Consider the following 24873-nt stretch of genomic DNA (forward strand, 5'->3'; position numbering starts at 1 on the left):
ACCCGCTTAGGGTTCAGGCGATCGCCGCCTGGGCTTCGATCTCGATCAGAAAATCCGGATTGCCGAGGCCGGCGACGCGCAGCACCTTGATGATCGGCGGCGCGCCACGGTTTGCCCAGAAGGCCATCCAGGCGCCGAAGGCCGGCCCTATGTCCAGGTCGCCGGCGATATAGACCGAGAGGCTGACGAGGTCTTCAGGCTTTGCCCCACCGGCTTCGAGCACCTTTGCCAGGTTGGAAAGCGCCTGAGCGGTCTGTGCAGGGAGATCGTCCCTGGCGACGATCCGGCCTTGCGCGTCGACGCCATTCTGGCCGCCGACCAGCACGATGCGCGCGGATGCCGGCAGCGACACGCCTTGCGAATAGGCCGGATTGCTGTGCATGCCCTCGGGGTTCAGCCTCACCGCGCTTTTCCTCCTCTTCAGCAAAAATTATCCCGTGGCCGCCCGGCCGCCCATAGGGATCAACGGCAATCGTGCGGCCGTTTCAACGCACCATCTCGTTCGTTGCGGCCGCCGATTCCGCCATGCTACCCGGCGCTGGGCGAACAGCAATGCAAGGAATGGCCGATGAAGATTCTTGCCTATGACAATTTCAAGCCCGGCGTCACGCTCGACGATTTGCGGCCTTATCTGCGCGACGAAGTGTCGAATGTCTGGCGGCTCTGGAAGGCGGGGATCGTGCGCGAGAATTATGCGCGCGGCGATATTGGCGGCGTCATCATCGTCTTCGAGCTCGACAGCGTCGCGGAAGCGAGGCGCTACACCGAGGACTTCCCGCTGTCCAAGGCCGGGATGCTGGAATGGCACTTCATCGCCTTCGACGCGCCATTGCCGCTGGAATTCCTGTTCGACCCGACGGTCGATATCGCCAAGCCATGGGACCGGACGGCGGCATGATCCGGTCGAGCGACGGGATCGAAATTTCGGCCAGCCTGGCTGAGTGGTGCGATCCGCGCCGCACGGCGCTGGTGGTCTACGATATGCAGGTCGGTATCTGCCGCCAGGTGGCCGGCGCCGCGACCATCGTCGAGTGTACCGGCACGGTGCTGGAAGCGGCGCGCGGGGCCGGAATGCGGGTGGCGTTCACGCGCCATCTGTCGCTGCCGCGCAAATGGATGGGCGCGACGCAGCTGCGCACCGCCATGGCCTGGCAGCGGCGCGACAGCCCCGACATGGTCGAGCCGTGGTTCCCGCGCGACGCCGAAGCGACGCGGATCGTGCCCGAGCTGGAACCCCGCGATGACGAGGCGGTGTTCGACAAGCTCACGATGTCGGCCTTCGATTCCACCGCGCTCGGCTTTGCCTTGCGCGATTGCGGCGTGCGCACGATAGCGCTCGCTGGCATCGCCATGGAGATCGGCATCGAGCCGACCGTTCGCCAGGCGACCGACAATGGCTTCGTCGCCATGGTAATCGAGGACGCCTGTGGCTTCGGAAACCGCGAAGCGCGCGACCGCTCGATGGCGACGCTACGCTTCCTCGGCGAAGCCGTCGTCACCGACGTCGCAAGCTTCTGCAGCGCGCTTGCCGGCGCGGGTTGAGGGCAATCGGCTTGCCGCGCGACCCACCGTTTCACGGCAACGCCGAACCGCTCCATCGCTTTGTCTTCACACATTGCGGACGGAAAACCGCTCCGCGCTTTTCCCGGAATTGATCTAGGTGGTGGCTGCGCTGTCGGTGCGAAAGCGCACACCCTCGGCGCGGCCATGCACGCTGCCCCAGTCATAGAGCGCCTGCAGCGCGGCGGCGAGATCACCGCCGCGCCCGGTCAAGGCGTAGCGCCCCTTGCCGTCCGGCGACGTCTCGAGCGTGACGAAGCCGATCTCGACAAGCTCGGCCAGGCGCTGCGTCAGCATCTTGTCCGAGAGTGAGGGGATCAGCCGGCGCAGGTCGGAATAGCGCATCGGCTGTTCCTTGATCCGCGCCAGGATCACCGTCTTCCATTTGCCGCCGAGCGCGTCGAGCGCGAACTCGACCGGACAGCCGTACAGTCTTCCGCGTTGGGTCATGCGCCAATGCTAGGCAAGGCACGGTGACAACGGAAGCAGAATTTGCCCGGTCATCTGGCCAGGGTCGCGGCTCACGGCCTGGCCGGCTACAAAATCCATGGAGGAGAACGAAGATGGGCGTCCGCGACACCAATACGGTCAATGCGAGACAGCCGAAACGTGTGGCGTCATCGCCTGGCTGTCTCGACCACCACGGGCTGGCCGGTCGGCTCTGGTGGAGCGAGCTCCCGCACCCCTGGTTCGTCTTCAGCGAACGCGTTTATGCCGTCGAGGTCTTTTCACCCAACGGCGGCGGTCTTGCGTCCGAATTGCGCCAAGACGAAGGGAGCCTCATCCGAGCAAGCGCTTGCTCAGCCGCGCGCACTGCACGCGAATATCGGGAATGGCGTCGATTTCGAAGAAGGTGCCGCGCGTCAGTGGCCCGACGGCGAGGATCTTGGCGGATACCGTGCCGTCGCCGGCGATGACCTCGCAGTTCGCGGTCACGTCGAGGCCGAGGCGCAGCGGATCCGGCCGTGCCAGCCCACGCTCGACCAGCGACCGCACCACGCTGTTCGAGGTGGTCGAGATGTCCCTGGCGATGCCTGTGCAATCATAGATGCGGGTGACGTCGAACCTTTCGAGCTGCTGCGTGTGGCGCGACTGGACCTGTACGCTGAAGCCGTCGCCGGCGGCGATCTCGACGACGCGCCCGGCGACAAGGCGGATGCGGCCCGCTTGCACCGCCTCGGCAACGCGGGTGTAGACTTCCGGCGCCATGCGATGGCGGTGGATGTCCCACCAGGCCTTGGTGTGCTCGACGAAGCGGCGCTTGGCCGAGGACGGCCAGTTCTGCCAGATCTTCTGGTTGAAGGGTCTCAGACCGTCGACGACGTCGCGCCAGTCGATGCCGGCCTTCTGGTTTTCCCGGATCAGGTCGCGGAACCAGCCGACGAAATAGGAAAGCTGGGTGCCGAGCGGAATGTCGGCAACGTCGAGCTTGATCGGATTGCCCTTGCGATGCGGCGAAGGCAGCAGGCCGCGCCGCGACACCGCGACGATCGCGCCGCGGTGGCCGCGCTGCTCGAGCGACAGGAAGGCATCGACCATGCTCAAGCCGGTGCCCAGGACCAGGACTCGGGCTTCGGGGTCGAGCGCAGTATCCGCCTCGGATCCCATCCTGATCGCATGCCCCTGCCCCGCCCCCGGCTCTTCGTCGTGGCCGGTGGCGAGCACGGCAAGATGCGCAACCACGCTGGTGCCGTTGGCCAGCGCCACTTCGACGCCTGACGCGGTCGGCGAGATCGACAGGCTCTCCTCGCGGATTAGGCGCAGCCGGCCCGTCTGCTGCTCACGCGCCTCGAGCTCGTCGAGAAGCTCCTTGAGATAGCGGGCGTAGACGCTGCGCGGCGCATAGACCGGCGCCTGTTCCGGCGTTGCCAGGCCGCGTTCAAGCAGCCAGCGCGAGAAATTGCCGGGATCGTCGGCATAGGCGCTCATGCCCGACGCGCTGACATTCAGCACATGCGCCGACAGCAGCGTTGAATAGGCCATGCCTTGCCCAAAATGAGGGCGTTTTTCGATCAAGCTGACACGTAGATCGGGATTGGGCGACTTCAGCAGATGCGCGGCAAGCACGACGCCGCTGGCACCGCCACCGACAATGATGATCGAACTTGGCGTAGCGCGCACGGTCATGCGCACACCAGCTGTCCTGGCGATCGTCGCCGGCTCAGGAGAGATTGGTTCAGGCCTGGATTTTCAACGCCGCCGAAAAATCCTCGTCGCCGGCGATGTCGCGCATTTCGGCGAGGCTGCGCTGGTCCAGCACCTCGGCGATGGCCTGCCGGACCTCCAGCATCAGGTGTCGGACTTGGCATGTCGCCTCGTTGCAGTCTTCGCAGCGCTGATACTGGGTGCGGCTGGCGCAAGGAATGGGGGCAAGCGGTCCGTCGAGCACGCGCACGACGTGGCCGACCTTGATCTCGTCCGCCGGGCGTGCCAGCCGGTAGCCGCCCTCCTTGCCCTTGCGGCTCTGAACGAAACCGGCATTGCGCAATTCGCCAAGGATGGCATCGAGGAACTTCTTCGGAATATTGTTTCCTGTGGCGATGTCGTTGACGAAGGCGAGCTGTCCAACCGGCAGGCGTGCCAGATGGACGAGCGCCTTGAGGCCGTATTTACCTTTTTTTGTGAGCATAACCCGAACGTTTCTCTGTCATGCGATGGCGCAAGGCCACCGGTTGCGAAACGCCTGGCGTGCCTCCCCGCCGCGTCCAAGCTGTCACTACAGATAAATTCTAGTGACATGATATACAAGCCGAGAAACGTTGATTTTGCTTCGTTTTCACGCCGCAATGGCCATTTTGGCCGGGGCTTGTGCTTTTGGAAGCACAGAAGCCGCCGCCAATGGCGTACCGCCAAACTGGCCGGCGGCAGGAATGTCCCCATCGGCGAGAATACCGACAGCAGTTTCTGCCCCTGAATTTGAAGGCCAAAGCATGCCGCGCGCGGCAACAAGGAGGGTGGCGTCGCTCATCGTCCTCTCCAATCCTTCAATGTCGATAAGGATACTAGACTTAACCGCGAACACAGGGAACTTGTTTCCAATTTCTTGGCTACTCGCAGCATGGTTTGCCGATGCAGGGGCGAAAACGGGAAAATCCTTGGTGCGCGCATGGACGACGTGGAAGAGGTTCCCCGGGCAAGGACGATGGTTCTCACCCGGGCCGTCCCGTCACCCAGAAGCGTGCGAATGTGCAACTGCCATAGCCAGATGACTTTTTCTAACAAGACCGAACCGATTGGAAGGATTTAACTCTACAAGAACGATAGAGTTAGGTGACTATGAAACGCAATCCGGGTTTTTCTCGTTTTCCAAGGAGCCTTTCATGTCCACCATTTCGCGACGTATCGTTCTCTTGTCCTCGGCGGCCTTGGCTGGTGCGGCCTTTCTCGGCCCAGCCGATGCGCAGGACCTCAAGATCACTATCGGCTACCAGACGGTCGTCGAACCCTCGAAGGTGCCGCAGGCCGACGGCGCCTATGAGAGCGCGACCAAGTCGACAATCGACTGGCGGAAATTCGATTCCGGCGCCGACGTGATCGCGGCGATCGCTTCCGGTTCGGTCGACATCGGTTATGTCGGCTCGAGCCCGCTGGCGGCGGCGGCGAGCCACGAGCTTCCCATCCAGACAATCTTCATTGTCGGGCTGATCGGCGAATCCGAAGCCCTTGTCGCCCGCAACGGCGCCGGCATCGAGAAGGCCGCCGACCTTGCCGGCAAGAAGGTGGCGGTGCCCTTCGTTTCGACGACGCATTACAGCCTGCTTGCCGCGCTGAAGCATGAGGGTGTCGACCCGAAGTCGGTCGATATTCTCAATCTACGGCCACCGGAGATCGCGGCGGCATGGGCGCGCGGCGACATCGACGCCGCCTATGTCTGGGATCCGGCACTCGGCCAGATCAAGACGACGGGCAAGGTCGTGCTGGATTCCTCCCAGGTCGCCGCCTGGGGCGCGCCGACCTTCGACGCCTGGATCGTGCGCACCGACTTCGCCGAAAGGAACCCGGAAGCGGTGCGCGACTTCGTCAAAGTGACGGGCGCTGCCTATGCCGACTTCCTGGCCAAGCCGGATCAATGGTCGGTGTCCTCGCCGCAAGCGGCCAAGATTGCCAGGATCACCGGGGCCAAGCTCGAAGACGTGCCGCAACTGCTGAGGGGCTATGTCTTCCCGACGCTCGAGGAGCAGGCCTCGGACAAGTTCCTCGGTGGCGGCACGGTCAAGGCGGTCGAGGCGACATCGGCCTTCCTCAAGGAGCAGGGCAAGATTGACGCCGTGCTGCCGGATTATTCGAAATACGTGTCGTCGAAATATGTCAGCGAAGCGCTTGCCTCGAACTGACGCCAACGCGCGCGGTTCTCCTTCCCTGACGCCGCGTGCTCCCTGCCCCGAACCGCTTGCGAGGAGCGGCTTCGGGGCAGACAGATTCGGAATATCGGCGAGGTTCCCATGACGCATCTCGTGCTCGACAAGGTCTCGGTCCACTATGACGGTCAGCCGGCGCCGGCGGTCGAAAATGTGTCGATTGAAATCGCCAAGGATGACTTCGTTGTCCTGGTCGGCCGCTCCGGCTGCGGCAAGACCTCGTTGCTCAACGTCGCTGCGGGCTTGGTCGAGCCTGTGCGCGGACGCGCCACGATTGGCGGCAGGCCGGTCACGGCGCCAGGCTCTGACCGCGCCGTCGTGTTCCAGAACGACGCGCTGTTTCCGTGGCTGACCGCGCGGGAAAATGTCGCCTTTGCGCTCAGGCTGCGCGGTGTCAGGGCGGCTGAACGGGCGCGGCGCGCCGACAAGCTTCTGGCGCTGGTGAAGCTCGACGGCGCCGGCGATAAGCGCATCTGGGAGCTTTCCGGCGGCATGCGCCAGCGGGTCGGCCTGGCCCGGGCGCTGGCGGCCGAGCCGCAATTCCTGCTGCTCGACGAGCCGCTGGGCGCGCTCGATGCGCTGACACGCGAACGCATGCAGACAACGCTGCTCGATCTGTGGACGGCAAGCCAGGTCGGCGTGCTGATGGTCACGCACGGCATCGACGAAGCGCTGGTTCTTGCCACCCGCATCATTGTGCTCGCTCCCGGCCCTGGCCGGGTGGTGCAGAGCTTCGAGACCGGCTTCAGCCGGCGCTATGCAGCCGGCGAGGCCATTCGCAGCATCAAGGCCGATCCCGCCTTCGCCGCGGCGCGCGGCGAGCTGACCGACGCGATCTTCGAAGGGGAGGCAGCATGACCGTTACCTCCTATACCGAGCGGCCGCAGCGCTCCAAGGTCGACGACGGAGCCGACGGGTTGTCGGTGCCATGGTCGCGGCCGCGGCCGAGACGCAGCCGCGTTTCGGCCCGCGTGGTTAGCGCGATCACCATTCTGATGATGCTGGCGGCGTGGACGGCATCGGCCCGCCTGCAATTGGTGTCGCCGGTTTTCCTGCCGTCGCCTGTCGCAGTCTGGAACAAATTTGTCGTCGTCGCCCGTGACGGCTTTGTCGACGCGACGCTGCTCCAGCATATCGCCGCCAGCCTGTGGCGGGTGTTTGCAGCGCTGATCGCGGCCGTTTTCGTCGGCGTTCCCATCGGGCTGGCTATCGGCATCAGCACGATCGGGCGCGGCATCTTCGATCCGCTGCTCGAATTCCTGCGGCCGATCCCGCCGCTCGCCTATCTGCCGCTGATCATTATCTGGTTCGGCATTGGCGAGCCGTCCAAGATCCTGGTGATTGCCATTGCCATGCTGGCGCCAGTTGCGCTGTCGACGGCATCGGGTGTTCGCGGCGTATCGAAGGACCGCATCAATGCAGCGCGCTCACTTGGCGCCACGCGGCGCCAAGTGATCAGGCACGTCATCCTGCCCAGCGCGCTGCCCTCGATCCTGACCGGCCTGCGCATCGCGCTTGGCGCCGGCTGGTCGACGCTGGTTGCCGCCGAGCTGGTGGCCGCGACGCGCGGGCTCGGATTCATGATCCAGTCCGCTGCCCAGTTCCTCGTCACCGACGTGGTGGTGATGGGCATACTGGTGATCGCGGCCATTGCCTTCGTGCTCGAATTCATCATCCGCAGGATCGAGCGGGTGCTGGTCCCGTGGGCGGGGCGGGAGTAACCGGACCGGAGACGTGACGATGCCCCATTCCACCGCTGTATTGTTTGCGCATTTCGGCCATTGGCTCCGCCTGATCAAGGCCGGAGACAAACAGCCGCCTGACGACGAACGCAAAACGCCGACGCCGGTGCATCTGGACGCGGAGCGCAACCGCTTACCGCCGCGCGACGAAAGTTTCTACTGGGGCTGGCAGTACTGGTCGCGGTGACCGGGCTGCCACGGTCCGCTGTGTGCTGCTCCGGCCAATGCCTGAGGATCGACGCCTGCTCAACCACGCGAGCGGTTCGCCCAGGCCAGCCCGGCCAACCAGCGCGGTGACGATGCCGACATAGAGCCATTGCGACTGGCCGGTCATGAAGCTGCCACCGATAAGGCCGATGCCTTGCAATGACCACAGCACGCCGGTGGCGAGCACAATCAAGGCCAGCAGATTTTTGATCAATCTCATTGCTGAAACTCCTTTCCAAGTCGATCGTCAGCCGCGTTCCGGCCGGAATGGAACAGCTAAAAGAAGCGGTTCGGTCACGCCAACTTCTACTTGGATGCTAACCTCTGATCCTGCGCAAGACATGCGGAGATCGGTGCAACGATCATCAAAGAAGCTGTGTCGTGCTGCGGAAACTCTCTGACAAATTGTTTCGCACCGACTCCAAACGTGTAACATTGTCATGGAACCGACAGATCATTGCCGCATTTGCTGCCTCATTCGCCCCTAACCGCTGCGGGTCTGTCAACGGAGCCAGTCCCCAACACATGAACAAAAGCAACCGGACCGCGCTTGTCGCGGCCATGACCGCGGCTGGCCTGATGGTCGGCGCATCCAGTGCCAGCGCCGCCGCGCAGTGCGGCCGTGCCTCCTGGTACTCACTGCATTCCAGAACCGCTTCCGGCGAACGCATGAACCCGTCGGCGCTGACCGCAGCGCATCGCAGCCTGCCGTTCGGCACCAAGCTGAAGGTGACCAACCGCAACAATGGCCGCAGCGTCGTCGTGCGTATCAACGACCGCGGCCCGTTTATCAGGGGCCGGATGCTCGATCTGTCGAAGGGCGCCGCCAGCCAGCTTGGCTTCATCAGCTCGGGTCACACCGCTGTCTGCATGGCACGGGTCTAACGGCCGCCACGGCCGGACACCGCCTCCGACGCTCATCCCCAATAGCCGTGCTGCTTGCCAGGCCTTCGCAGGTGCACATTGAGCCGGCTGTTGCCGTTCCAGGCGGATTCTCAACGCCTTGGACGAAAGAACGAGCATAAATCACGCAAGTTGACGTATTGCATCGCAGCAGATTGTTGCTAACTTCCCCGCAAGGCATTCAAGGCTCGGCGCTGCTCGTCGGCCCTTCGATCGCAGTCGGCAGCGGGGTTCTCGATGTTCTACCAGCTCTACGAACTGAACCACGCCGCCTTGCAGCCGGCCCGCCTCTATGCCGATGCGATGCGCCTGTTCTACTCCAATCCGCTCAATCCGGTTTCACACACGTCCTGGGGCCGCTCGGTTGCGGCAACGGCCGAACTGTTCGAGCGCACGACGCGCCGCTACGGCAAGCCGCAATTCGGCCTGACCAAGACCGTGGTCGACTGGAAAAACGTCGAGGTCAGCGAACGCACCGTCTGGTCGCGGCCGTTCTGCAACCTGGTTCGTTTCGAGCGCGCGGTTCCGGCCGGGCGCCGGCCGGATCCGAAGCTGTTGATCGTCGCGCCGATGTCGGGCCACTACGCGACGCTGCTGCGCGGCACGGTGGAGGCGATGCTGCCCTATGCCGACGTGCATATCACCGACTGGGTCGACGCCCGCATGGTGCCGCTGGCCGACGGCAGCTTCGATCTTGACGACTATATCGACTACATCGTCGACATGCTGCATGCGCTGGGCCCCGACACCCATGTGATGGCGGTGTGCCAGCCTTCAGTGCCGGTGCTGGCGGCGGCGGCACTGATGGAAGCCAAGGGTGATCCGTTCGTGCCCTCGACGATGACGCTGATGGGCGGGCCGATCGACACGCGCCGCAATCCGACGGCGGTCAATCTGCTGGCGCAGGAAAAGGGCATCGACTGGTTCCGCGACAACGTCATCATGCGCGCGCCCTGGCCGGTGCCGGGCTTCGGCCGCGAGGTCTATCCTGGCTTCCTGCAGCTTTCGGGGTTCATGAGCATGAACCTCGACCGCCACATCATCGCCCACAAGGACTTCTTCATGCATCTGGTGAAGCATGACGGCGACAATGCCGAGAAGCACCGCGAGTTCTACGACGAATATCTGGCGATGATGGATCTGACGGCGGAATTCTACCTGCAGACCGTCGACACCGTGTTTGTCCGCCAGGCCTTGCCCAAGGGCAAAATGACGCATCGCGGCGTGGCGGTCGACCCTTCGGCGATCCGCAATGTCGCCCTGTTCACGGTCGAGGGCGAGAACGACGACATTTCCGGCCTTGGCCAGACCAAGGCTGCGCACGACCTGTGCATCAACATCCCGGCCGACAGGCACGCCCATTACATGCAGCCGGCGGTCGGCCACTATGGTGTGTTCAACGGCTCGCGCTTCCGCTCCGAAATCGTGCCGCGCATCGTCGATTTCATTACCAGCTACGGCCGTCAGAATCGGGTTGCGGTGAAGCCCAAGCTGGTCAGGACCGGCAAGAAATAGGCAACCAGTGATGATGCCCGTCAATCCGCATCAGGTCGGTCAATGCCAAAATCATCGGTTGGCGGGGCCGTGCGGCCGTCGACCTGTTGCACAATAGTCGCGTTGGCGCCACGCGGGTAACCATGCCGCAAAAATCAATCCATCCTCATAATTGACACGGACTGTAAATACCCCTTAACGTTTCGTTAACAACAAGGGACAAGCGGGGACAATGATTTCCTCACCAATGGCGAGAACGCTGCGCCTGTGCGCGCTGGCTGGACTTACTGTGGCGGCAGGTTGGGCCGGTTCGGCCTCGGCAGCCAGCCCGATGATAACAGGTGGCCCGACCTCGCAGCCGATCGGCCATTATGATTTCTGCAAGAGCTACGCGTCCGAATGCTCGATCCGCCCGAAGGATCTGTCGCCCGCCAGCCTGACAGGCTCGCTGTGGCGCAAGCTGCTCAGCGTCACGGCAAAGGTCAACGCCGCCGTCAAGCCGGAGAGCGACTTCGACATCTACGGCAAGGATGAGGTCTGGGCCTATCCCGACAAGGGCGTTGGCGATTGCGAGGACTATGTCCTGGAAAAGCGCCGTGAGCTGAACCGGCTGGGCGTCTCGTTTGCCGATCTGCTGATGACCGTCGTGCGCAAGCCGGATGGCGAAGGCCACGCTGTGCTGACGGTGCGCACCGACAAGGGCGACTACATCCTCGACAATCTGACCGACCAGGTCCGTTCCTGGGACCAGACCGGCTATCGTTTCCTCAAGCGACAGGCGATCGACAATACCGGCCGCTGGGTCTCGATCCGCGGCGGCCAGCAGGTGCTGGTCGGCTCGGTCCAGTAACAAGGCAACTCATTTCGGCTGTGCCAGCGCGGCGCGGATCGACGCAATGATGCGGCGAAGCTCGGCTTCGTCGAGCTTTTCGATGTTGTCGGCCAGGAGATTGGCAAGCTCGGTCGCCGCAGGGCTAAGACCCGACGTGTCGAGCTTGACGCGCGGATGCGAGGTTTCGGCCAACCGCGCCAGTTCCTCGGCCTCGTCCCAAATGATGTTGAAATAGCCGATGATCTTCTGGATCAGCGTCCAGCTCGGCGCACCGCGGCGGCCGTGTTCGAGCGCCGAGAGATAGGCCGCGCTGACGCCGATCGCCTTGGCCATGTCCTTCTGGCTGACGCCGCGCTCGTTTCTCAGCACGCGAAGCTTTTCGCCGAATGGGGTCACAAGCGCACCTTCATGGGTGCATCCTCATAGGTGCGTCCCTCATGGGCGTGTCCTCATGAGCGAGCCCGCCGCAAGCGGATGTAGAGCGCACCCGAGCCGCCATGTTTGCGGGCGGCATGGTCGTGGCTGGAGACGAGGGGCCGGAAGGCGGGTGTCGACAGCCATGACGGCACGGCGCGCCGCAAGACGCCATCGCCGCCCGACGAGGAACCCTTGCCGGTGATCACAAGGACGTAGCGGATGCCGCCGGCATGCGCCCGGCACAGGAAGGAAAACAGCAGCGAATAGGCTTCGTCCTGGGTCAGGCCATGCAGGTCGACGCGGCCTTCGATCGGCAGCCGGCCCTTCGACAGCTTGTCCAGCGTCGGTTCGTCGACTGCGTGGGAGACATGCTGCGCCTTCGGCTTTGCGGCCGTGGCAGCATTGCCCGCGACCTGTGCCGGCGGCGGCGCGTGCCTGGCCTCGTCGATCTCCGGCCCGATGTCTGGAATTTCGACGGCGGCTTTGCCCTTCAGCGGTTTTGCCGTGCGCGCCACCAGGTTCCATAGAACCCGGTCGTCCTCACTCAGCCTGTCGATGCGCCGGGTCATCGGCCTGCTCCTGAAACCAGCGGCCGGGGGATCAACGCATAAAAATCGGCGGCGTTGCGGATAACGCCGGCGATCTCGCCGGCCGCATCGCCCGACCCGGCAAACAGATCACCGCGAGCCGGCCCGGTGATCGCCGAGCCGGTGTCCTGCGCGATCATCAGCCGCCGGAACGGTTTTCCGTCGAAGACGGTCAGCGACGGTGCATCGATATGGAAAGGCGTGCCGAACGTGTGCAGCAGCCGGTCGACGGCGATCGAGCGGCCGGGTGTCAGCGCCACCTTGGCGGCAGCGATCGGGCCGAGCTCTGGGTCGTCGACGCCCATCTCGCGGAAGAAGATGTAGGAACGGTTGCGCCAAAGGATCTCGTCGACGCGTTCCGGATGCGCCTTGAACCAGGCACGGATCGACTGCATCGTCACTTTCTCCAGCGGGATCTCGCCTTCCTCGCTCAAGATCTTGCCCGGTCCGGTAAAGCGCTGGCCGGATTTGGCGGCATAGGTGATGCGGCGAAGCCTGCCGTCGGTCATCTTGAGCCGTGCCGCGCCCTGCACGTGAATGAAGAAGGCGTCGACCTTGTCGGCGAGCCAGGCGATTTCCAGCCTTTTTCCGGCAAGCGCGCCGCACTCGATCTCGCCGCGGTCGAAATATTCGACCGGGCCGTTCGGCGCCGCACGAGCAAAGGCGAGATAAGGATCCAAGCCTGAAGGACGATTGCCGTCGTCGACGTCGACAAGATCGGCCGGGCGCGACAGCAGCGGCACCGAAAACCGTTGCGTGCGTACCGGCGAGGCTTCGACCTCCGGCTCATAAAAGCCGGTGACCAGGCCGGGACCACCATCTTCGGCATCGATACGGGCCGGAACGAAATGGCGCTCGAAAAAGCTTCGGGCCTGCAACCGATTCGCCGGCGAAACGGTGCGCGCTTCGGCATAGGCGTCGGCAAAGCCATTGTAATCGACGCCGAGCGCGCCGGAGCGGTAGGGTTTGGTCAGGACATGAAAGGCCGAGCGGCGAAAGGCCTCAAAGGCAGGGAGATGGTCGTCCTCGCCCCAGCCCGGCAATTCGCCAAAGGATTTTTCGCTGAAGGCTCGAGAAAACGACACGACAGCCTCCGCCGCCGTCCAGTTCAGTCTTCTTCTTCGGTGGCGACGAGCTTCCAGTTCGGATCGCGCGAGCGCGCGTCACGAGCGAAGGTCCAGACATCCTTGACCTCGGCGACGGTTTCGGGATCGCCGTCGATGACGGCGCCGGCCTTGTCGCGGGTCGCCGAAATCAGCTCGCTGACGATGCGCAGCGTGATGTGCGCCTCGCTGCCCTTCATCTCGGCCGAAACGATGTCGGCCTTGTCGATGCCGACGAAGGAGGACTGGATCTTTTCGGCTTTCGCCTCGCGGTCGCCGATGGCCGCGACGAAGCCGTCATAGACCTCACGCGACAAAAGGTTCTTCAAGGTTTTGCGGTCGCCATCGGCGTAGGCCATGACGATCATCTCGGAGGCCATCTTGGCGCCGTCGACGAAGGTCTTCGGGTCGAAGGTCGGATCATTGTCCTTGATCGCCCGCAGGCCCCGGTTGAGATCGGTGTCCGGCTTGGCAAAGGCATCGATCGCCACATAGGCATCGGCCGCCGGCTCTCCCGCCAGCCGCTTGCGCGGCAGCGAAACCACGTTCTCGGGTTTCTGGGCGGCATCCTTGTCGTTTTTGCGCGCTGCCGTATATGGATCGAAGGGTGGGCGCTCGTTGCCCGTGCGTCGGCCAAGCACGTTGCGCAGTTGGAAGAAGATCACCACCGCCGCAATCAGAAAGAAAATCGTGCCGAAGTCGAAGAAGCCCATATCTTGCGCCAATCAATCCCTGCTTTGGCCGGACCAGCGGCCAAGCAAGGGCCGCGATCACATAGCGTTCAGTATCCAGAGCATATAGAACGCATGGCGCAATCATTCAAATCAAAGGCAGCCATACCTATCTAACAGCTCTGGTGCCAGCGGCGATTGCTCGCCGGCCGGCAAAACATCGAAAACGATCGGTCAAGATTTGCGTATTTCGCTGCTTCCCCTGTTCATTCTCGCGCTTCCGCTGCTGGAGATAGCCGGTTTCGTTATTGTCGGCCGCCAGGTCGGCGCGCTGGCGACAGTCGGCTTGGTGCTGGCCTCGAGTGTCGCCGGCGCCCTGCTGCTGCGGCACCAGGGTTTTGGCGTGATGGCCAGGGTCCGTGCCGAAATGGATGCCGGGCGTGATCCGAGCGGCCAGCTTGCGCATGGCGCCATGATCGTGCTGGCAGCGATCCTTTTGATCATCCCCGGCTTCATCTCGGATATTTTCGGCCTTCTGCTGTTCCTGCCGCCGGTGCGCGATCTTGCCTGGCGGATGCTGAAAGGCCGCATCGTGCTGGCAACCGATTTCAGCAGTGGTTTGCGGGCAAGGCAACGCGGCAAGACCATCGATCTCGACGACGGCGACTATTCGCGGGCCGACGACCATACGCGCGGACCGGGTTCTCCCTGGCGCCGCCTCAAGGACGAGTAGCTGCAAGGCAACCGGCGTCTTTTGCAAACTTGTCTTGTCGGGCCGGCCATGATAGCGAACGCCCGAATTTCAATCCGGTCAGCAACGCTGCCCAGGCAAAAGGACCACAGCTTATGGCCAGCAACGACGACGCGCCGACCGGCGCAGCCAACGGTAATGGAAATGCGGCGCAGCCTTCGCTCAACGTGCTTGCACAATATGTGAAGGACCTGTCCTTCGAAAGCCCCGGCGCACCGAACTCGTTGCGCGGCCGCGACAAGGCTCCGGGCATCGCCATCAATGTCAACGTCAACGCCAACCCGCTTTCGGACAAGCAGTTCGACGTCAATTTGACGCTGAACGCAAAAGCGTCGTTCGACCAGGAAGTGCTGTTCAACGTCGAGCTGGTCTATGGCGGCGTCTTCTCCATCAGCGGCTTCCCGCAGGAGCACATGCTGCCGATCCTGTTCATCGAATGCCCGCGGCTGCTGTTCCCGTTCGCCCGGCAGATCATCGCCGAGGCAACACGCAATGGCGGCTTCCCGCCGCTGATGCTAGACCCGATCGATTTCGCGCAGATGTTCCAGCAGAAGTTGGCCGAGGACCAGGCTGCCGCCAAGGTCAAGGTGAGCTGAAGCGGTTGTCTCGCTAGCGTTTGGAAAAACCCGGCCTTGCGCCGGGTTTTTTGTTTGAGACGCCGGCGGGGCAGACGCTGGGTCTGCCAATCTCCCCCCTTGAGGGGGAGATGTCCGGCAGGACAGAGGGGGGCGCGAAGGATCACTCCGGTCAAAATCACTATGCCGCAGAACTCGTTTCCGGGACGACCCGCAGCCACAGCGCCTTTTCGCCCAATGTGCCAACCATGCCCGCGTGCGCGGTGCGCTCGGCATCGGTCAGGCGCGAGGGCAAGGCGATCGGCCGCACACCGATCGAAATATCGATGTCGTCGACATTCTGCCTGCCGCCCGCCGGAGTCAGGATGCTGTCGAGGATAAGGCTTGCCTGCTTGCCGCCGATGAGCTCGATATAGACCTCGGCCAGCAATTCCGAATCGAGCAGCGCGCCGTGCTTGGTGCGGCGGCCGTTGTCGATGCCATAGCGGCGGCAGAGCGCGTCGAGCGAATTGGGGCCCATCGGATGCTTGCGGCGCGCCAGCGCCAGCGTGTCGACGATCCGTCCCGGATCGATGGCCGGATGACCAAGCCGGCCGAATTCGAGATTGAGGAAGCCGATGTCGAAACCGGCATTGTGCGCGACCAGCTTGGCCCCGTCGATAAAAGTGAGGAACTCCTCGGCGATCTCCATGAAAGTCGGCTTGCCCTGAAGATCGGCGGCGCTGATGCCGTGCACGGCCTGCGCCTCGTGATGGATCTGGCGGCCTTGCGGATTGATATATTTGTGGAAGGTTCGGCCGGTCGGGAAACGGTTGACCAACTCGACGCCGCCAAGCTCGATGACGCGGTCCTCGCGCGTGTCGAGGCCGGTGGTTTCCGTATCGAAGATGATCTCACGCATCGAATCAGTCCACTGGTTCCGGCATCATTCTAGCCGAATCACACCAGGAACAAAATGGCAACAAGTAATGTGGGTCTGCAAGCCTCTTAACCAGGCCTGGCTGCCTTATCCACGACTAGTTCGGCGACGATGGCCTTGACGGCCGCGCGAGCGGCGTCAAAGCCCTGACCGGTGTCGATGACAAAGTCGGCGCGCCGGCGCTTTTCGGCGTCGGGAACCTGCCTGGCCAGGATCGACGCCAGTTTCTCCTCGCTCATGCCCGGCCGCGGCAGCACGCGGGCGCGCTGGACTTCAGGCGGCGCGGTGACGACCACGACCTTGTCGACGCGATCGCGGCCGCCGGTCTCGAACAGCAGTGGTATATCGAGCACGGCAAGCGGCGCGCCGGCGGCACGATTTTCAGCCAGGAACGCATCGGCATCGGCACGGACCAGCGGATGGATGATCGCTTCCAGCCGTTTCAGCGCGGCGGCTTCGCCGAGCACCCGTTCGGCCAGCTTTGTGCGATCGACCGCACCGGATCGGGTGGTCCCGGGAAAGGCCGCCTCGACCATGGGGGCGGCCTGGCCGGCATAGAGGCGATGCACCGCCTCGTCGGAATCATGGACCGGCACGCCGGCCTCGGCAAACATCTTGGCCGTGGTCGACTTGCCCATGCCGATCGATCCGGTGAGGCCGAGCACGATCATTTTATCGCGCCGATATCGGCGATGATCATTTGCCGCAGTTCGGCGGTGACCTGCGGCCTGGTGCCGAACCAGCGCTCGAAGCCGGGCACCGCCTGGTGCAGCAGCATGCCGAGCCCATCGACGGTTCTCAGGCCGCGCGCTTTGGCCGCGGCAAGCAGCGGCGTCTCCAGCGGCACGTAGACGATGTCGGTGACGATGGCGCCGTCCGGCAGTCTGCCCGGATCGGCGGACAGGCCTTCATTGCCATGCATGCCGAGCGCAGACGTGTTGACCAGCAGGCCGGCATCCTCGAGCAATTCGCCGGTCGCCGCGAGGTTGTGGGCGGAAACGCCGGCACCGAAGCGGTCGCGCAGCTCCTGCGCCCTCGCAAGCGTCCGGTTGACGATGCGGATATCGTTGATGCCGCGTTGCTTCAGCGCATGGATGACCGCGCGAGCGGCGCCGCCGGCACCGAGCACCACGGCGGGGCCGTTGGCCGCCCAGCCCGGTGCATATTCGTCCAGATTGGCGGCAAAGCCATGGGCATCGGTGTTGCCGCCCCACAATTCGCCATTCTCGAACCACAGCGTATTGACCGCACCGATCTGTTCGGCGTCGGCGTCACGCCGCTTGGCCAAAGCGAAGGCGGCTTCCTTGTGCGGGATGGTGACGTTGCCGCCGCGATAGCCTTGTGCCTGCAGCGTCTGCAGGAATTCGGCAAACGCCTCTGGTGCAACGTCGATGGCCTCGTAGACGCCGCCGATGCCGTATTTCGCCAGCCAGTAGCCGTGGATCTTCGGAGACCTGGAATGCGCGATCGGGTGGCCCGTGACAAACGCCTTTTTCGTGGCCTCAGCCATCGATCGCCCCGAACTCACGCAGCTTGGCCAGCACCGGCAAAAGTGGCAGGCCGACAATAGTAAAATAGTCGCCTTCGATTTTTTCGAACAGCTGGATGCCTTCGCCTTCGATCTGGTAAGCGCCGACGCTGGACAACGCCTTGGCGCCGACGCGCGCAAGATGGCGGCCGATGAAGGCCGGATCGAGCTTGCGCATGGTCAGGCTGGCGATGCCGACATGCCGCCACAGAACCTGGCCGTCACGGCCGAACACGACGGCGCTGTTGAGATGATGCGTCTTGCCCGACAGCGCCAGCAGATGACGGCGCGCTCCTTCCATGTCGGCCGGCTTATGGAACAGCTCGTCGCCGAGCGACAGCGTCTGGTCGCAGCCGAGCACCAGGGCGCCGGGCTTGCGCTCGCTGACGTCGGTGGCCTTGGCTTCGGCGAGCACCAGGGCGACGTCCTCCGGCGACACGCCACTATTCTGCAGCGGCGCCTCGAGCGCGCGCTCATCGACAGAAGCCGGAACCGCTTCGACAGTGACGCCGGCATTGACGAGCAGCGCCTTGCGGAACGGGCTGCCCGAGGCAAGGATGATTTTTTCGGCCATTTTTTTCGCCTGATCTTTCCTTCTCCCCTTGTGGGAGAAGGTGGATTGGCGCGCAGCGCCAAGACGGTTGAGGGGTGCTGGACGGAGTGCAGGTGATGCCAAGCTGGAACACCCCTCATCCGAGCGAGCTTCCCTCGGCCACCTTCTCCCACAAGGGGAGAAGGTAAGGACCACCCACAGCACAAGCGCCCAAACCCTAGCGCGTCTTGCCGCGCAGGGCAACGATGGCCGCCGCCGTCTCCTCGATCGAACGGCGGCTGACGTCGATCATCGGCCAGCCGTGCCGCGTGCATATCTGGCGGGCATAGGCGAGCTCTTCGGCGATCGCGGCGCGGTCGACATAATCGGTCGGCTCATAGGCGCTGGTGCCGAGAATGCGGTTCTGCCGGACTTGCGATATTCGTTCGGCGGTGGCGACCAGGCCGACGATCAGCGGCCTCCTGGCATCGACCAGGGTTTCGGGCACCGGTACGCCGAGCACAATCGGAATGTTGGCGGTCTTGATGCCGCGATTGGCGAGATAGATGCTGGTCGGCGTCTTCGAAGTGCGGGAAATGCCGACAAGCACGATGTCGGCATCGTCCATATTGGCTGGCAGCTGGCCGTCATCATGTTCCATGGTGAAATTGAGCGCGTCGATGCGGCGAAAATATTCAGCGTCCAGCACATGCTGCGCGCCGACGCGGCGGCCGGCAGGCGTGCCGAGATAGGACTGGAACACCGTCAGCACCGGCTCCAGCACCGAGACGCAAGGCAGGCCCATGGCCGCACAGCGTTCGTCGATGCCGCGGGCAAGCTTCTGGTCGACCACCGTGTAGAGGATGATGCCCGGCTCCTCCTCGATGTCCTCGAACACCTTCGTCACCTGCTTTTCGGTGCGGATGAGCGGATAGATATGTTCGATGGCGCGCGCATCCTTGTATTGCGCGGAAGCCGCGCGGCCGGCGGCCAGCAGCGTTTCGCCGGTGGCGTCGGAAATCAGGTGAAGATGAAAGAAGCTCTGCGGTTTGTTCACAGGATACATTCCAGGCTGTGGGCCGATGTGGATAAGCCGGGCGGAAAACTCGGCCACCGCAAAGCGACTGTATCAGATGGCGGTTTGTCCACAATTCGATGTGCTGTCGGCTTCTCCGGGCGGTTGGGGACAAGTCCGGGGACGGAGCTTTTTGCCTTCGCTTCATCCACAGGGGCAATTTCCCTGGCGTGGCGGCAACGAATTGACTCCAGTCGTAAATTCGCGGTTTTCCACAAAGTCCTGCAATCCCGCTGGAGAAGCGCGCGACAATATGCTGGCTGGTCTTTTCGAGGGCAAAGCGGGACAGGAGACAACCACCACAACCAACAGACTCTTAGAATCATAAGATTCCTAAAAATAGAATATTTAATTATAGGGAAGCCTGGAAAGGCGAGCGCTCAATGCCTCAAGACCGGATCGTGCTGGACGTGTTGAGAGGCAAAGCGGCGTTTCCGCCGCCGCTCTGGGTGATGCGCCAGGCCGGCCGCTATCTGCCGGAATACCGGGAGACGAGGAGACGGGCCGGATCCTTCCTCGATCTTTGCTACGACCCGGATTTCGCCGTCGAAGTGACGCTGCAGCCGATCGAACGCTTCGGCTTCGATGCATCGATCCTGTTTTCCGATATTCTTGTCGTGCCGCATGCGCTCGGCCGCGACGTGCGCTTCGAGGAAGGACGCGGCCCGCTGCTGACGCCGATCACGGCTGCGGAAATTGCGGCTCTCGACGGCGAAACGTTTCACGTGAATCTCGAGCCGGTCTACGAGACGGTGCGGCGGTTGCGCGCCAGACTGCCTGATGAAACGACGCTGATCGGCTTTTGCGGTGCGCCCTGGACGGTGGCGACCTACATGATTGCCGGCCACGGTACGCCCGACCAGGCGCCGGCCAGGCTGTTCGCCTATCGCGAGCCGGCGGCCTTTCTTAGGCTGCTGAAGGTGCTGGCCGATCATTCGGGTGCTTATCTGATCCGCCAGATCGAGGCCGGCGCCGACGTGGTGCAGATCTTCGATTCGTGGTCAGGCGTACTCGACGAAGCGTCTTTCGAGTTGTTCTGCGTCGAGCCAGTGGCCTCGATCGTCCGGCAAGTGAAGGCTGCCCATCCCAATGTTCCGATCATCGGCTTTCCCAAGGGCGCGGGAGATCACTATCGAAGCTATCGCCAGAAGACCGGCGTGACCGGGCTGGGCCTCGACTGGACCGTGCCATTGTCGACGGCGAAGGAATTGCAGCGTGACGGCGCCGTGCAGGGCAATCTCGATCCGCTGAGGCTTGTAGCCGGCGGCAAGGCGCTTGACGACGGCGTGGGGGCGATCCTGAAGGCGCTGGGCGACGGGCCGCTGATCTTCAATCTCGGCCACGGCATCACGCCGGAGACGCCGCTCGCTCATGTCGAGCGGATGGTCAAGCTGGTGCGGAGCGCATCGTGACGATGATGGGCGCGGACAATGCGAACGGCACCAACACCGGTAAGGGCGCGATGCGCCGCGCGGCAATCGCGATCGCCATTTTCCTGGTGCTGGCCGGGCTGCTTTTGCTGTTCGGGCCCAATGATTTCTATCCCTGGGCGAAGGCGATCCATGTGATTGCCGTCATCTCCTGGATGGCTGGCATGCTCTATTTGCCGCGCTTGCTGGTCTATCATGCCGATGCCGAAAAAGGCTCCGTCCAGTCGGAGACTTTCAAGGTGATGGAGCGCCGCCTGCTGCGCGGCATCATCAATCCGGCAATGGTGATCACCTGGGCATTCGGCCTGTGGCTCGCCTGGAAAGGCTTTGGTTTTCAGGGCGGCTGGCTGCATGCCAAGATCGCTGCGGTGGTTGGCCTGTCGGCCGTGCATGGCTATCTCGCCGGCGCCGTCCGGAAATTTGCCGAAGACCGCAATGAAAAATCGGCAAGGCACTGGCGGATCGTCAATGAGATCCCTACATTGCTGATGATCGTCATCGTCGTCCTGGTTATCGTGAAACCGTTCTGACGTCTTCGGTTGCCCGCAAAAGGCGGCTTGCTCTTTCAACCGACCGACGATAAAAGACGGGTCTTCCTTCCCGTCATGCGCCGCCCATTTATCGCTTCGGCCGCGCCCGGCATTTGTCGCATCCCGCCGATATTTTTCCCAAAGCTTACTCAGAGTCCGTCTAATGATGCAAGAAATGAAACTCACAGAGTTCAAGAACAAGAAACCGCCAGAGCTGATCGCTTATGCGGAATCGCTCGAAGTCGAGAATGCCAGCGTCATGCGCAAGCAGGAGCTGATGTTCGCGATCCTGAAGAGGCTGGCGACCCAGGATATCGAGATCATCGGTGACGGCGTCGTCGAAGTGCTGCAGGACGGTTTTGGTTTCCTGCGCTCTGCCAATGCCAATTATCTGCCGGGTCCGGATGACATCTATATTTCGCCGTCGCAGATCCGGCGGTTCTCGCTGAAGACCGGCGATACGGTCGAAGGGCCGATCCGCAGCCCGAAAGAGGGCGAGCGCTATTTCGCGCTGCTCAAGGTCAACACGATCAATTTCGACGACCCGGAAAAAATCCGCCACAAGATCCATTTCGACAATCTGACGCCGCTTTATCCGACCTCGCGGCTGAAGATGGAGATGGAGGTTCCGACCTCCAAGGATATTTCGGCGCGCGTCATCGACCTGGTGGCGCCGCTCGGCAAGGGCCAGCGCGCGTTGATCGTGGCGCAGCCGCGCACCGGCAAGACGGTGCTGCTGCAGAACATCGCCCATTCGATCACCACCAACCATCCGGAATGCTATTTGATCGTGCTTCTGATCGACGAGCGGCCGGAGGAAGTCACCGACATGCAGCGCTCGGTGAAGGGCGAGGTGGTGTCCTCGACCTTCGACGAGCCGGCGGTGCGCCACGTCCAGGTCGCCGAAATGGTCATCGAGAAGGCCAAGCGCCTGGTCGAGCACGGCCGTGACGTGGTCATCCTGCTGGACTCGATCACCCGCCTCGGCCGCGCCTACAACACCGTGGTGCCGTCGTCCGGCAAGGTGCTGACCGGTGGTGTCGACGCCAACGCGCTGCAGCGGCCGAAGCGCTTCTTCGGTGCTGCCCGCAATATCGAGGAAGGCGGCTCGCTGACCATCATCGCCACGGCGCTGATCGATACCGGCAGCCGCATGGACGAGGTCATCTTCGAAGAGTTCAAGGGCACCGGCAATTCGGAAATCGTGCTCGACCGCAAGGTGGCGGACAAGCGCATCTATCCGGCCATGGACATCCTCAAATCCGGCACCCGCAAGGAAGACCTGCTGGTTCCGCGCCAGGACCTGCAGAAGATCTTCGTGCTGCGCCGCATCCTGGCGCCGATGGGAACGACCGACGCCATCGAGTTCCTTATCGACAAGCTCAAGCAGACCAAGACCAACGCGGATTTCTTCGATTCGATGAATACGTAGGGGGTTGGCCGGCGCCGTCCTTCCCTTCTCCCCTTGTGGAAGAAGGTGGATTGGCGCGCAGCGCCAAGCCGGTTGAGGGGTGCCGGACGGAACTCCGTCGGCGCCAAGCTGGAACACCCCTCATCCGACCGAGCTTCGCTCGGCCACCTTCTCCCACAAGGGGAGAAGGGGGAGCCGCGTTGGACTCATTGCCGGTGCAACAGCCGCTCAAGCTCCTCGGCACTAGTCACCACCGGCAGGCAGACCTGCCCCGTGCAGAGCCAGGCGCCGGGCTCGGCCGTTGGCGGCATGACGCCGCCTGGCAAGGCCGGCAGATTTGTCGCCGAGCCAACAGGCACGACGATGTCCACCCGGCGCGGGTCTGGATTTCGATTCGCAACCGGAACAAGCCTTGGATTCTCCGGTCTATCCACGATCACCAGCTTCAGCGGTTCAAGCGACAAGGCACAGGCATTGACTATACCCGCCTGGCCATAGCCCTGGTGCACCGCCCGCCCGCCCGCGTGCTCTGCGACTGTCCAGGCTTTTTCCCAGAGATCGAGATCGCCCGAAAGCGACGACAATCGGACCAGGGCTTCGATGATCTGGCCGGTAGCGGAAGGAATGGCTTCGTCGACATCGCCGCGGATGCGGATCGGCACATCCGCGCTGTCGGACGCGGTCAGATAGTAGCCGGTCTTGTCGCTGTCCCGGTGCCAAAGATCGAGTTGCTCAATGAAGTTCCCGGCGCGATCGATATAGTCGGGATTGCCGGTCGCCTCGAACAGTGAGATGGCGGCGTTGGCCATGGCGGCATAGTCGCTCGACAGAGCCGGAAACAGCTTCTTTGCGCCGAGCATCGAATGCGGCAGGCGGCCGTCACGTCCGGCAGCCGCAATTGCGGCAAAGGCCGCTGCCGCCGCTTCGATCCAGTCGGATCGGCCAAGCGACCGTCCGGCCTCGGCAAGGGCTGCGATCATAAAGCCGTTCCAGTCGGTCAGGGCCTTGCCGTCACGCCCGGGCCGCACGCGCTGTTCCCTCGCTGCCAGCAGCCTTTGCTTGAGCGGAACGAGAAGGTCACGATCGACGACGCTCTGCGCCTGTTGAGCATCAGTCTGGCAAATGATCGGCTTGCCTTCCCAACCATGCGTACCGGCAAGCGTGAAGTATTTGAAAAACAATGCTGAATCGTCGCCAAGGGCTGCTTCGAGCTCATCCCTGCTCCAGGTGTAGAACAACCCCTCCTCGCCCTCGCTATCGGCATCAAGGCTGGCGGCAAAGGCATCGCCCTCGACTCGCATTTCGCGCAACAGCCAGGCAATCGTCTCTTCGATTCGCAGCCGGAACAATTCCTTGCCGGTTGACGCATAGGCCCAATTGCACAAGCGGATGAGCTGGGCATTGTCGTAGAGCATTTTTTCGAAATGCGGGACCAGCCATTCGGCGTCGGTCGAGTAGCGGCTGAGTCCGCCGCCAATATGGTCATAGATGCCGCCGGCCACCATCTTTTCGAGGCTTAGGAGAACAGTGTCGCGGTGGGATGCGGTGCCGTCGCGCAGCCAGGACAGCCAGAGGCTCTGCATGAACGGCGCGTTGGGGAATTTCGGCGCGCCGCGCAGACCGCCCAAATCGCGGTCGATCATGCCGTCAATGCCATTGGCGAGGTTCGCCAGCATGCCGCGGTCGAGCACGGCCTTGCCATGGCTGCCCGCCAGCCGCGTCTCGACATGCGTGGTCAGGCCGTCGGCACTCTGGTTGAGGCTTTCTTTCTTCTCCCGCCAAGCCTTGTCAACCGCCTCCAGCACCTGGACGAAACCCGGCCGGCCGTAGCGGGCTTCGCGCGGAAAGTAAGTGCCGCCCCAGAACGGCTTGCCCTCCGGCGTCAGGAACATGGTCAGCGGCCAGCCGCCCTGCTCACCCATCGAGGATAATGCCGCCATGTAGATCTGGTCGATGTCGGGGCGCTCCTCGCGGTCGACCTTGATATTGACGAAGAGACGGTTCATGACGGCGGCGACCTCGTCGTTCTCGAAGCTCTCATGCGCCATGACGTGGCACCAATGGCACGCGGCGTAGCCGACAGAGAGCAGGATCGGACGCTGCAGCACCTTTGCTTCGGCCAGAGCGGCGGGCGACCATGGCCGCCAGTGCACCGGATTGCCGCTGTGCTGCTGCAGATAGGGGCTGGCCTCTTCGGCAAGCAGGTTTTGTGCAGGCAATGTCACGGCGCTACTCGATGGCGGATTGA

29 protein-coding genes are annotated in these 24873 nt (G+C 63.1%); 13 read left to right on the plus strand and 16 right to left on the minus strand.

Translation table 11 applies throughout. The features are described from left to right. Window positions 1-13: 13 nt before the first annotated feature. Window positions 14-403: a RidA family protein gene (locus NKI52_RS06895; RefSeq protein ID WP_352570138.1), complete on the minus strand. Its 390-nt coding sequence runs from the start codon at window positions 401-403 to the stop codon at window positions 14-16. Between the two features lie 165 nt (window positions 404-568). On the opposite strand from NKI52_RS06895, the gene NKI52_RS06900 reads away from it, so the two are divergent. Further along, window positions 569-898, plus strand: coding sequence for a hypothetical protein (locus tag NKI52_RS06900; RefSeq protein WP_352570136.1), 330 nt, complete (start codon window positions 569-571; stop codon window positions 896-898). Then, complete coding sequence (locus NKI52_RS06905) at window positions 895-1542, plus strand: cysteine hydrolase family protein (RefSeq protein ID WP_352570134.1); 648 nt, start codon at window positions 895-897, stop codon at window positions 1540-1542. Before NKI52_RS06900 ends, NKI52_RS06905 begins: the two co-directional genes overlap by 4 nt. 114 nt (window positions 1543-1656) lie before the next feature. Here NKI52_RS06905 and NKI52_RS06910 read toward each other — a convergent pair whose 3' ends face one another. The 4 genes from NKI52_RS06910 to NKI52_RS06925 all read right to left on the minus strand — a co-directional run bounded on the left by NKI52_RS06910 (window position 1657) and on the right by NKI52_RS06925 (window position 4528). Beyond that, complete coding sequence (locus NKI52_RS06910; protein ID WP_352570132.1) at window positions 1657-2010, minus strand: winged helix-turn-helix transcriptional regulator; 354 nt, start codon at window positions 2008-2010, stop codon at window positions 1657-1659. 330 nt (window positions 2011-2340) lie between these two features. Next, a complete protein-coding gene (locus NKI52_RS06915; protein WP_352697401.1) occupies window positions 2341-3687 on the minus strand; it encodes an FAD/NAD(P)-binding protein in 1347 nt (448 codons plus the stop codon). A gap of 49 nt (window positions 3688-3736) precedes the next feature. After that, window positions 3737-4189, minus strand: a complete 453-nt coding sequence (locus NKI52_RS06920) for an RrF2 family transcriptional regulator (protein WP_023675902.1) — start codon at window positions 4187-4189, stop codon at window positions 3737-3739. A 147-nt stretch (window positions 4190-4336) separates the two neighbouring features. Beyond that, window positions 4337-4528, minus strand: a complete 192-nt coding sequence (locus NKI52_RS06925; protein ID WP_352570128.1) for a hypothetical protein — start codon at window positions 4526-4528, stop codon at window positions 4337-4339. Between the two features lie 352 nt (window positions 4529-4880). Between NKI52_RS06925 and tauA the strand changes: the two genes are divergently transcribed. From tauA to NKI52_RS06940, 3 genes are all read left to right on the plus strand, one after another. Beyond that, window positions 4881-5894, plus strand: coding sequence for a taurine ABC transporter substrate-binding protein (gene tauA / locus NKI52_RS06930; protein ID WP_352570126.1), 1014 nt, complete (start codon window positions 4881-4883; stop codon window positions 5892-5894). A 108-nt stretch (window positions 5895-6002) separates the two neighbouring features. Beyond that, window positions 6003-6776, plus strand: coding sequence for a taurine ABC transporter ATP-binding protein (locus NKI52_RS06935; protein WP_352570124.1), 774 nt, complete (start codon window positions 6003-6005; stop codon window positions 6774-6776). Further along, complete coding sequence (locus tag NKI52_RS06940) at window positions 6773-7639, plus strand: ABC transporter permease subunit (RefSeq protein ID WP_352697403.1); 867 nt, start codon at window positions 6773-6775, stop codon at window positions 7637-7639. The genes NKI52_RS06935 and NKI52_RS06940 overlap by 4 nt, the downstream gene beginning before the upstream one ends. Before the next feature lie 154 nt (window positions 7640-7793). Here NKI52_RS06940 and NKI52_RS06945 read toward each other — a convergent pair whose 3' ends face one another. Beyond that, a complete protein-coding gene (locus NKI52_RS06945; RefSeq protein ID WP_352697404.1) occupies window positions 7794-8087 on the minus strand; it encodes a hypothetical protein in 294 nt (97 codons plus the stop codon). A gap of 305 nt (window positions 8088-8392) precedes the next feature. Between NKI52_RS06945 and NKI52_RS06950 the strand changes: the two genes are divergently transcribed. The 3 genes from NKI52_RS06950 (at window position 8393) to NKI52_RS06960 (ending at window position 11114) form a co-directional block, all read left to right on the plus strand. After that, window positions 8393-8752, plus strand: a complete 360-nt coding sequence (locus NKI52_RS06950; RefSeq protein ID WP_352570118.1) for a septal ring lytic transglycosylase RlpA family protein — start codon at window positions 8393-8395, stop codon at window positions 8750-8752. 255 nt (window positions 8753-9007) lie between these two features. Continuing rightward, a complete protein-coding gene (locus NKI52_RS06955) occupies window positions 9008-10285 on the plus strand; it encodes a polyhydroxyalkanoate depolymerase (protein ID WP_352697406.1) in 1278 nt (425 codons plus the stop codon). Window positions 10286-10496: 211 nt separating this feature from the next. After that, window positions 10497-11114 (plus strand): transglutaminase-like cysteine peptidase, encoded by a 618-nt coding sequence (locus NKI52_RS06960; RefSeq protein ID WP_352453647.1) that lies wholly within the window; start codon window positions 10497-10499, stop codon window positions 11112-11114. A gap of 9 nt (window positions 11115-11123) precedes the next feature. Here NKI52_RS06960 and NKI52_RS06965 read toward each other — a convergent pair whose 3' ends face one another. Genes NKI52_RS06965 through NKI52_RS06980 form a run of 4 tightly spaced genes read right to left on the minus strand, consistent with a single transcriptional unit; the run spans window position 11124 to window position 13916 of the window. After that, window positions 11124-11492 carry a helix-turn-helix domain-containing protein gene (locus tag NKI52_RS06965; RefSeq protein WP_352570112.1) on the minus strand — a complete coding sequence of 123 codons (369 nt, stop codon included), beginning with the start codon at window positions 11490-11492 and terminating at the stop codon, window positions 11124-11126. A 53-nt stretch (window positions 11493-11545) separates the two neighbouring features. Continuing rightward, on the minus strand, window positions 11546-12082 hold the full coding sequence (locus NKI52_RS06970; protein WP_352697408.1) for a Smr/MutS family protein: 537 nt from the start codon (window positions 12080-12082) through the stop codon (window positions 11546-11548). Beyond that, the gene (gene mltA / locus NKI52_RS06975; RefSeq protein ID WP_352697410.1) at window positions 12079-13185 is read right to left on the minus strand and encodes a murein transglycosylase A; all 1107 of its coding nucleotides are present in this window, start codon (window positions 13183-13185) and stop codon (window positions 12079-12081) included. Before mltA ends, NKI52_RS06970 begins: the two co-directional genes overlap by 4 nt. 23 nt (window positions 13186-13208) lie before the next feature. Next, window positions 13209-13916 (minus strand): Tim44/TimA family putative adaptor protein, encoded by a 708-nt coding sequence (locus tag NKI52_RS06980; protein ID WP_352697412.1) that lies wholly within the window; start codon window positions 13914-13916, stop codon window positions 13209-13211. Between the two features lie 199 nt (window positions 13917-14115). On the opposite strand from NKI52_RS06980, the gene NKI52_RS06985 reads away from it, so the two are divergent. After that, window positions 14116-14607: an FxsA family protein gene (locus NKI52_RS06985; RefSeq protein WP_023675916.1), complete on the plus strand. Its 492-nt coding sequence runs from the start codon at window positions 14116-14118 to the stop codon at window positions 14605-14607. A 113-nt stretch (window positions 14608-14720) separates the two neighbouring features. Continuing rightward, entirely contained in the window at window positions 14721-15221 is a 501-nt protein-coding gene (secB, locus tag NKI52_RS06990) for a protein-export chaperone SecB (RefSeq protein ID WP_023675917.1), read from the plus strand. A 160-nt stretch (window positions 15222-15381) separates the two neighbouring features. Here secB and dnaQ read toward each other — a convergent pair whose 3' ends face one another. From dnaQ to NKI52_RS07015, 5 genes are all read right to left on the minus strand, one after another. After that, a complete protein-coding gene (dnaQ, locus tag NKI52_RS06995; RefSeq protein WP_352575429.1) occupies window positions 15382-16101 on the minus strand; it encodes a DNA polymerase III subunit epsilon in 720 nt (239 codons plus the stop codon). An 86-nt stretch (window positions 16102-16187) separates the two neighbouring features. Next, the gene (gene coaE / locus NKI52_RS07000; RefSeq protein WP_352575431.1) at window positions 16188-16790 is read right to left on the minus strand and encodes a dephospho-CoA kinase; all 603 of its coding nucleotides are present in this window, start codon (window positions 16788-16790) and stop codon (window positions 16188-16190) included. Then, complete coding sequence (locus NKI52_RS07005; protein WP_352575433.1) at window positions 16787-17629, minus strand: shikimate dehydrogenase; 843 nt, start codon at window positions 17627-17629, stop codon at window positions 16787-16789. Before NKI52_RS07005 ends, coaE begins: the two co-directional genes overlap by 4 nt. Beyond that, window positions 17622-18221, minus strand: a complete 600-nt coding sequence (locus NKI52_RS07010) for a Maf-like protein (RefSeq protein ID WP_352575435.1) — start codon at window positions 18219-18221, stop codon at window positions 17622-17624. The genes NKI52_RS07005 and NKI52_RS07010 overlap by 8 nt, the downstream gene beginning before the upstream one ends. 196 nt (window positions 18222-18417) lie before the next feature. Then, window positions 18418-19236, minus strand: coding sequence for a pyruvate, water dikinase regulatory protein (locus NKI52_RS07015; RefSeq protein WP_352620898.1), 819 nt, complete (start codon window positions 19234-19236; stop codon window positions 18418-18420). A 401-nt stretch (window positions 19237-19637) separates the two neighbouring features. On the opposite strand from NKI52_RS07015, the gene hemE reads away from it, so the two are divergent. The 3 genes from hemE (at window position 19638) to rho (ending at window position 22646) form a co-directional block, all read left to right on the plus strand. Continuing rightward, entirely contained in the window at window positions 19638-20666 is a 1029-nt protein-coding gene (gene hemE, locus NKI52_RS07020) for a uroporphyrinogen decarboxylase (protein ID WP_352697414.1), read from the plus strand. Between the two features lie 2 nt (window positions 20667-20668). Continuing rightward, window positions 20669-21214, plus strand: coding sequence for a protoporphyrinogen oxidase HemJ (gene hemJ / locus NKI52_RS07025; RefSeq protein WP_502897743.1), 546 nt, complete (start codon window positions 20669-20671; stop codon window positions 21212-21214). 166 nt (window positions 21215-21380) lie between these two features. Further along, on the plus strand, window positions 21381-22646 hold the full coding sequence (gene rho / locus NKI52_RS07030; protein ID WP_023675925.1) for a transcription termination factor Rho: 1266 nt from the start codon (window positions 21381-21383) through the stop codon (window positions 22644-22646). A 185-nt stretch (window positions 22647-22831) separates the two neighbouring features. On the opposite strand, the gene NKI52_RS07035 is transcribed toward rho, so the two are convergent. Beyond that, complete coding sequence (locus NKI52_RS07035; protein ID WP_352697416.1) at window positions 22832-24850, minus strand: thioredoxin domain-containing protein; 2019 nt, start codon at window positions 24848-24850, stop codon at window positions 22832-22834. Window positions 24851-24873 lie beyond the last annotated feature (23 nt).

This window comes from Mesorhizobium sp. M0590 (assembly GCF_040320905.1).
GTDB lineage: Bacteria > Pseudomonadota > Alphaproteobacteria > Rhizobiales > Rhizobiaceae > Mesorhizobium.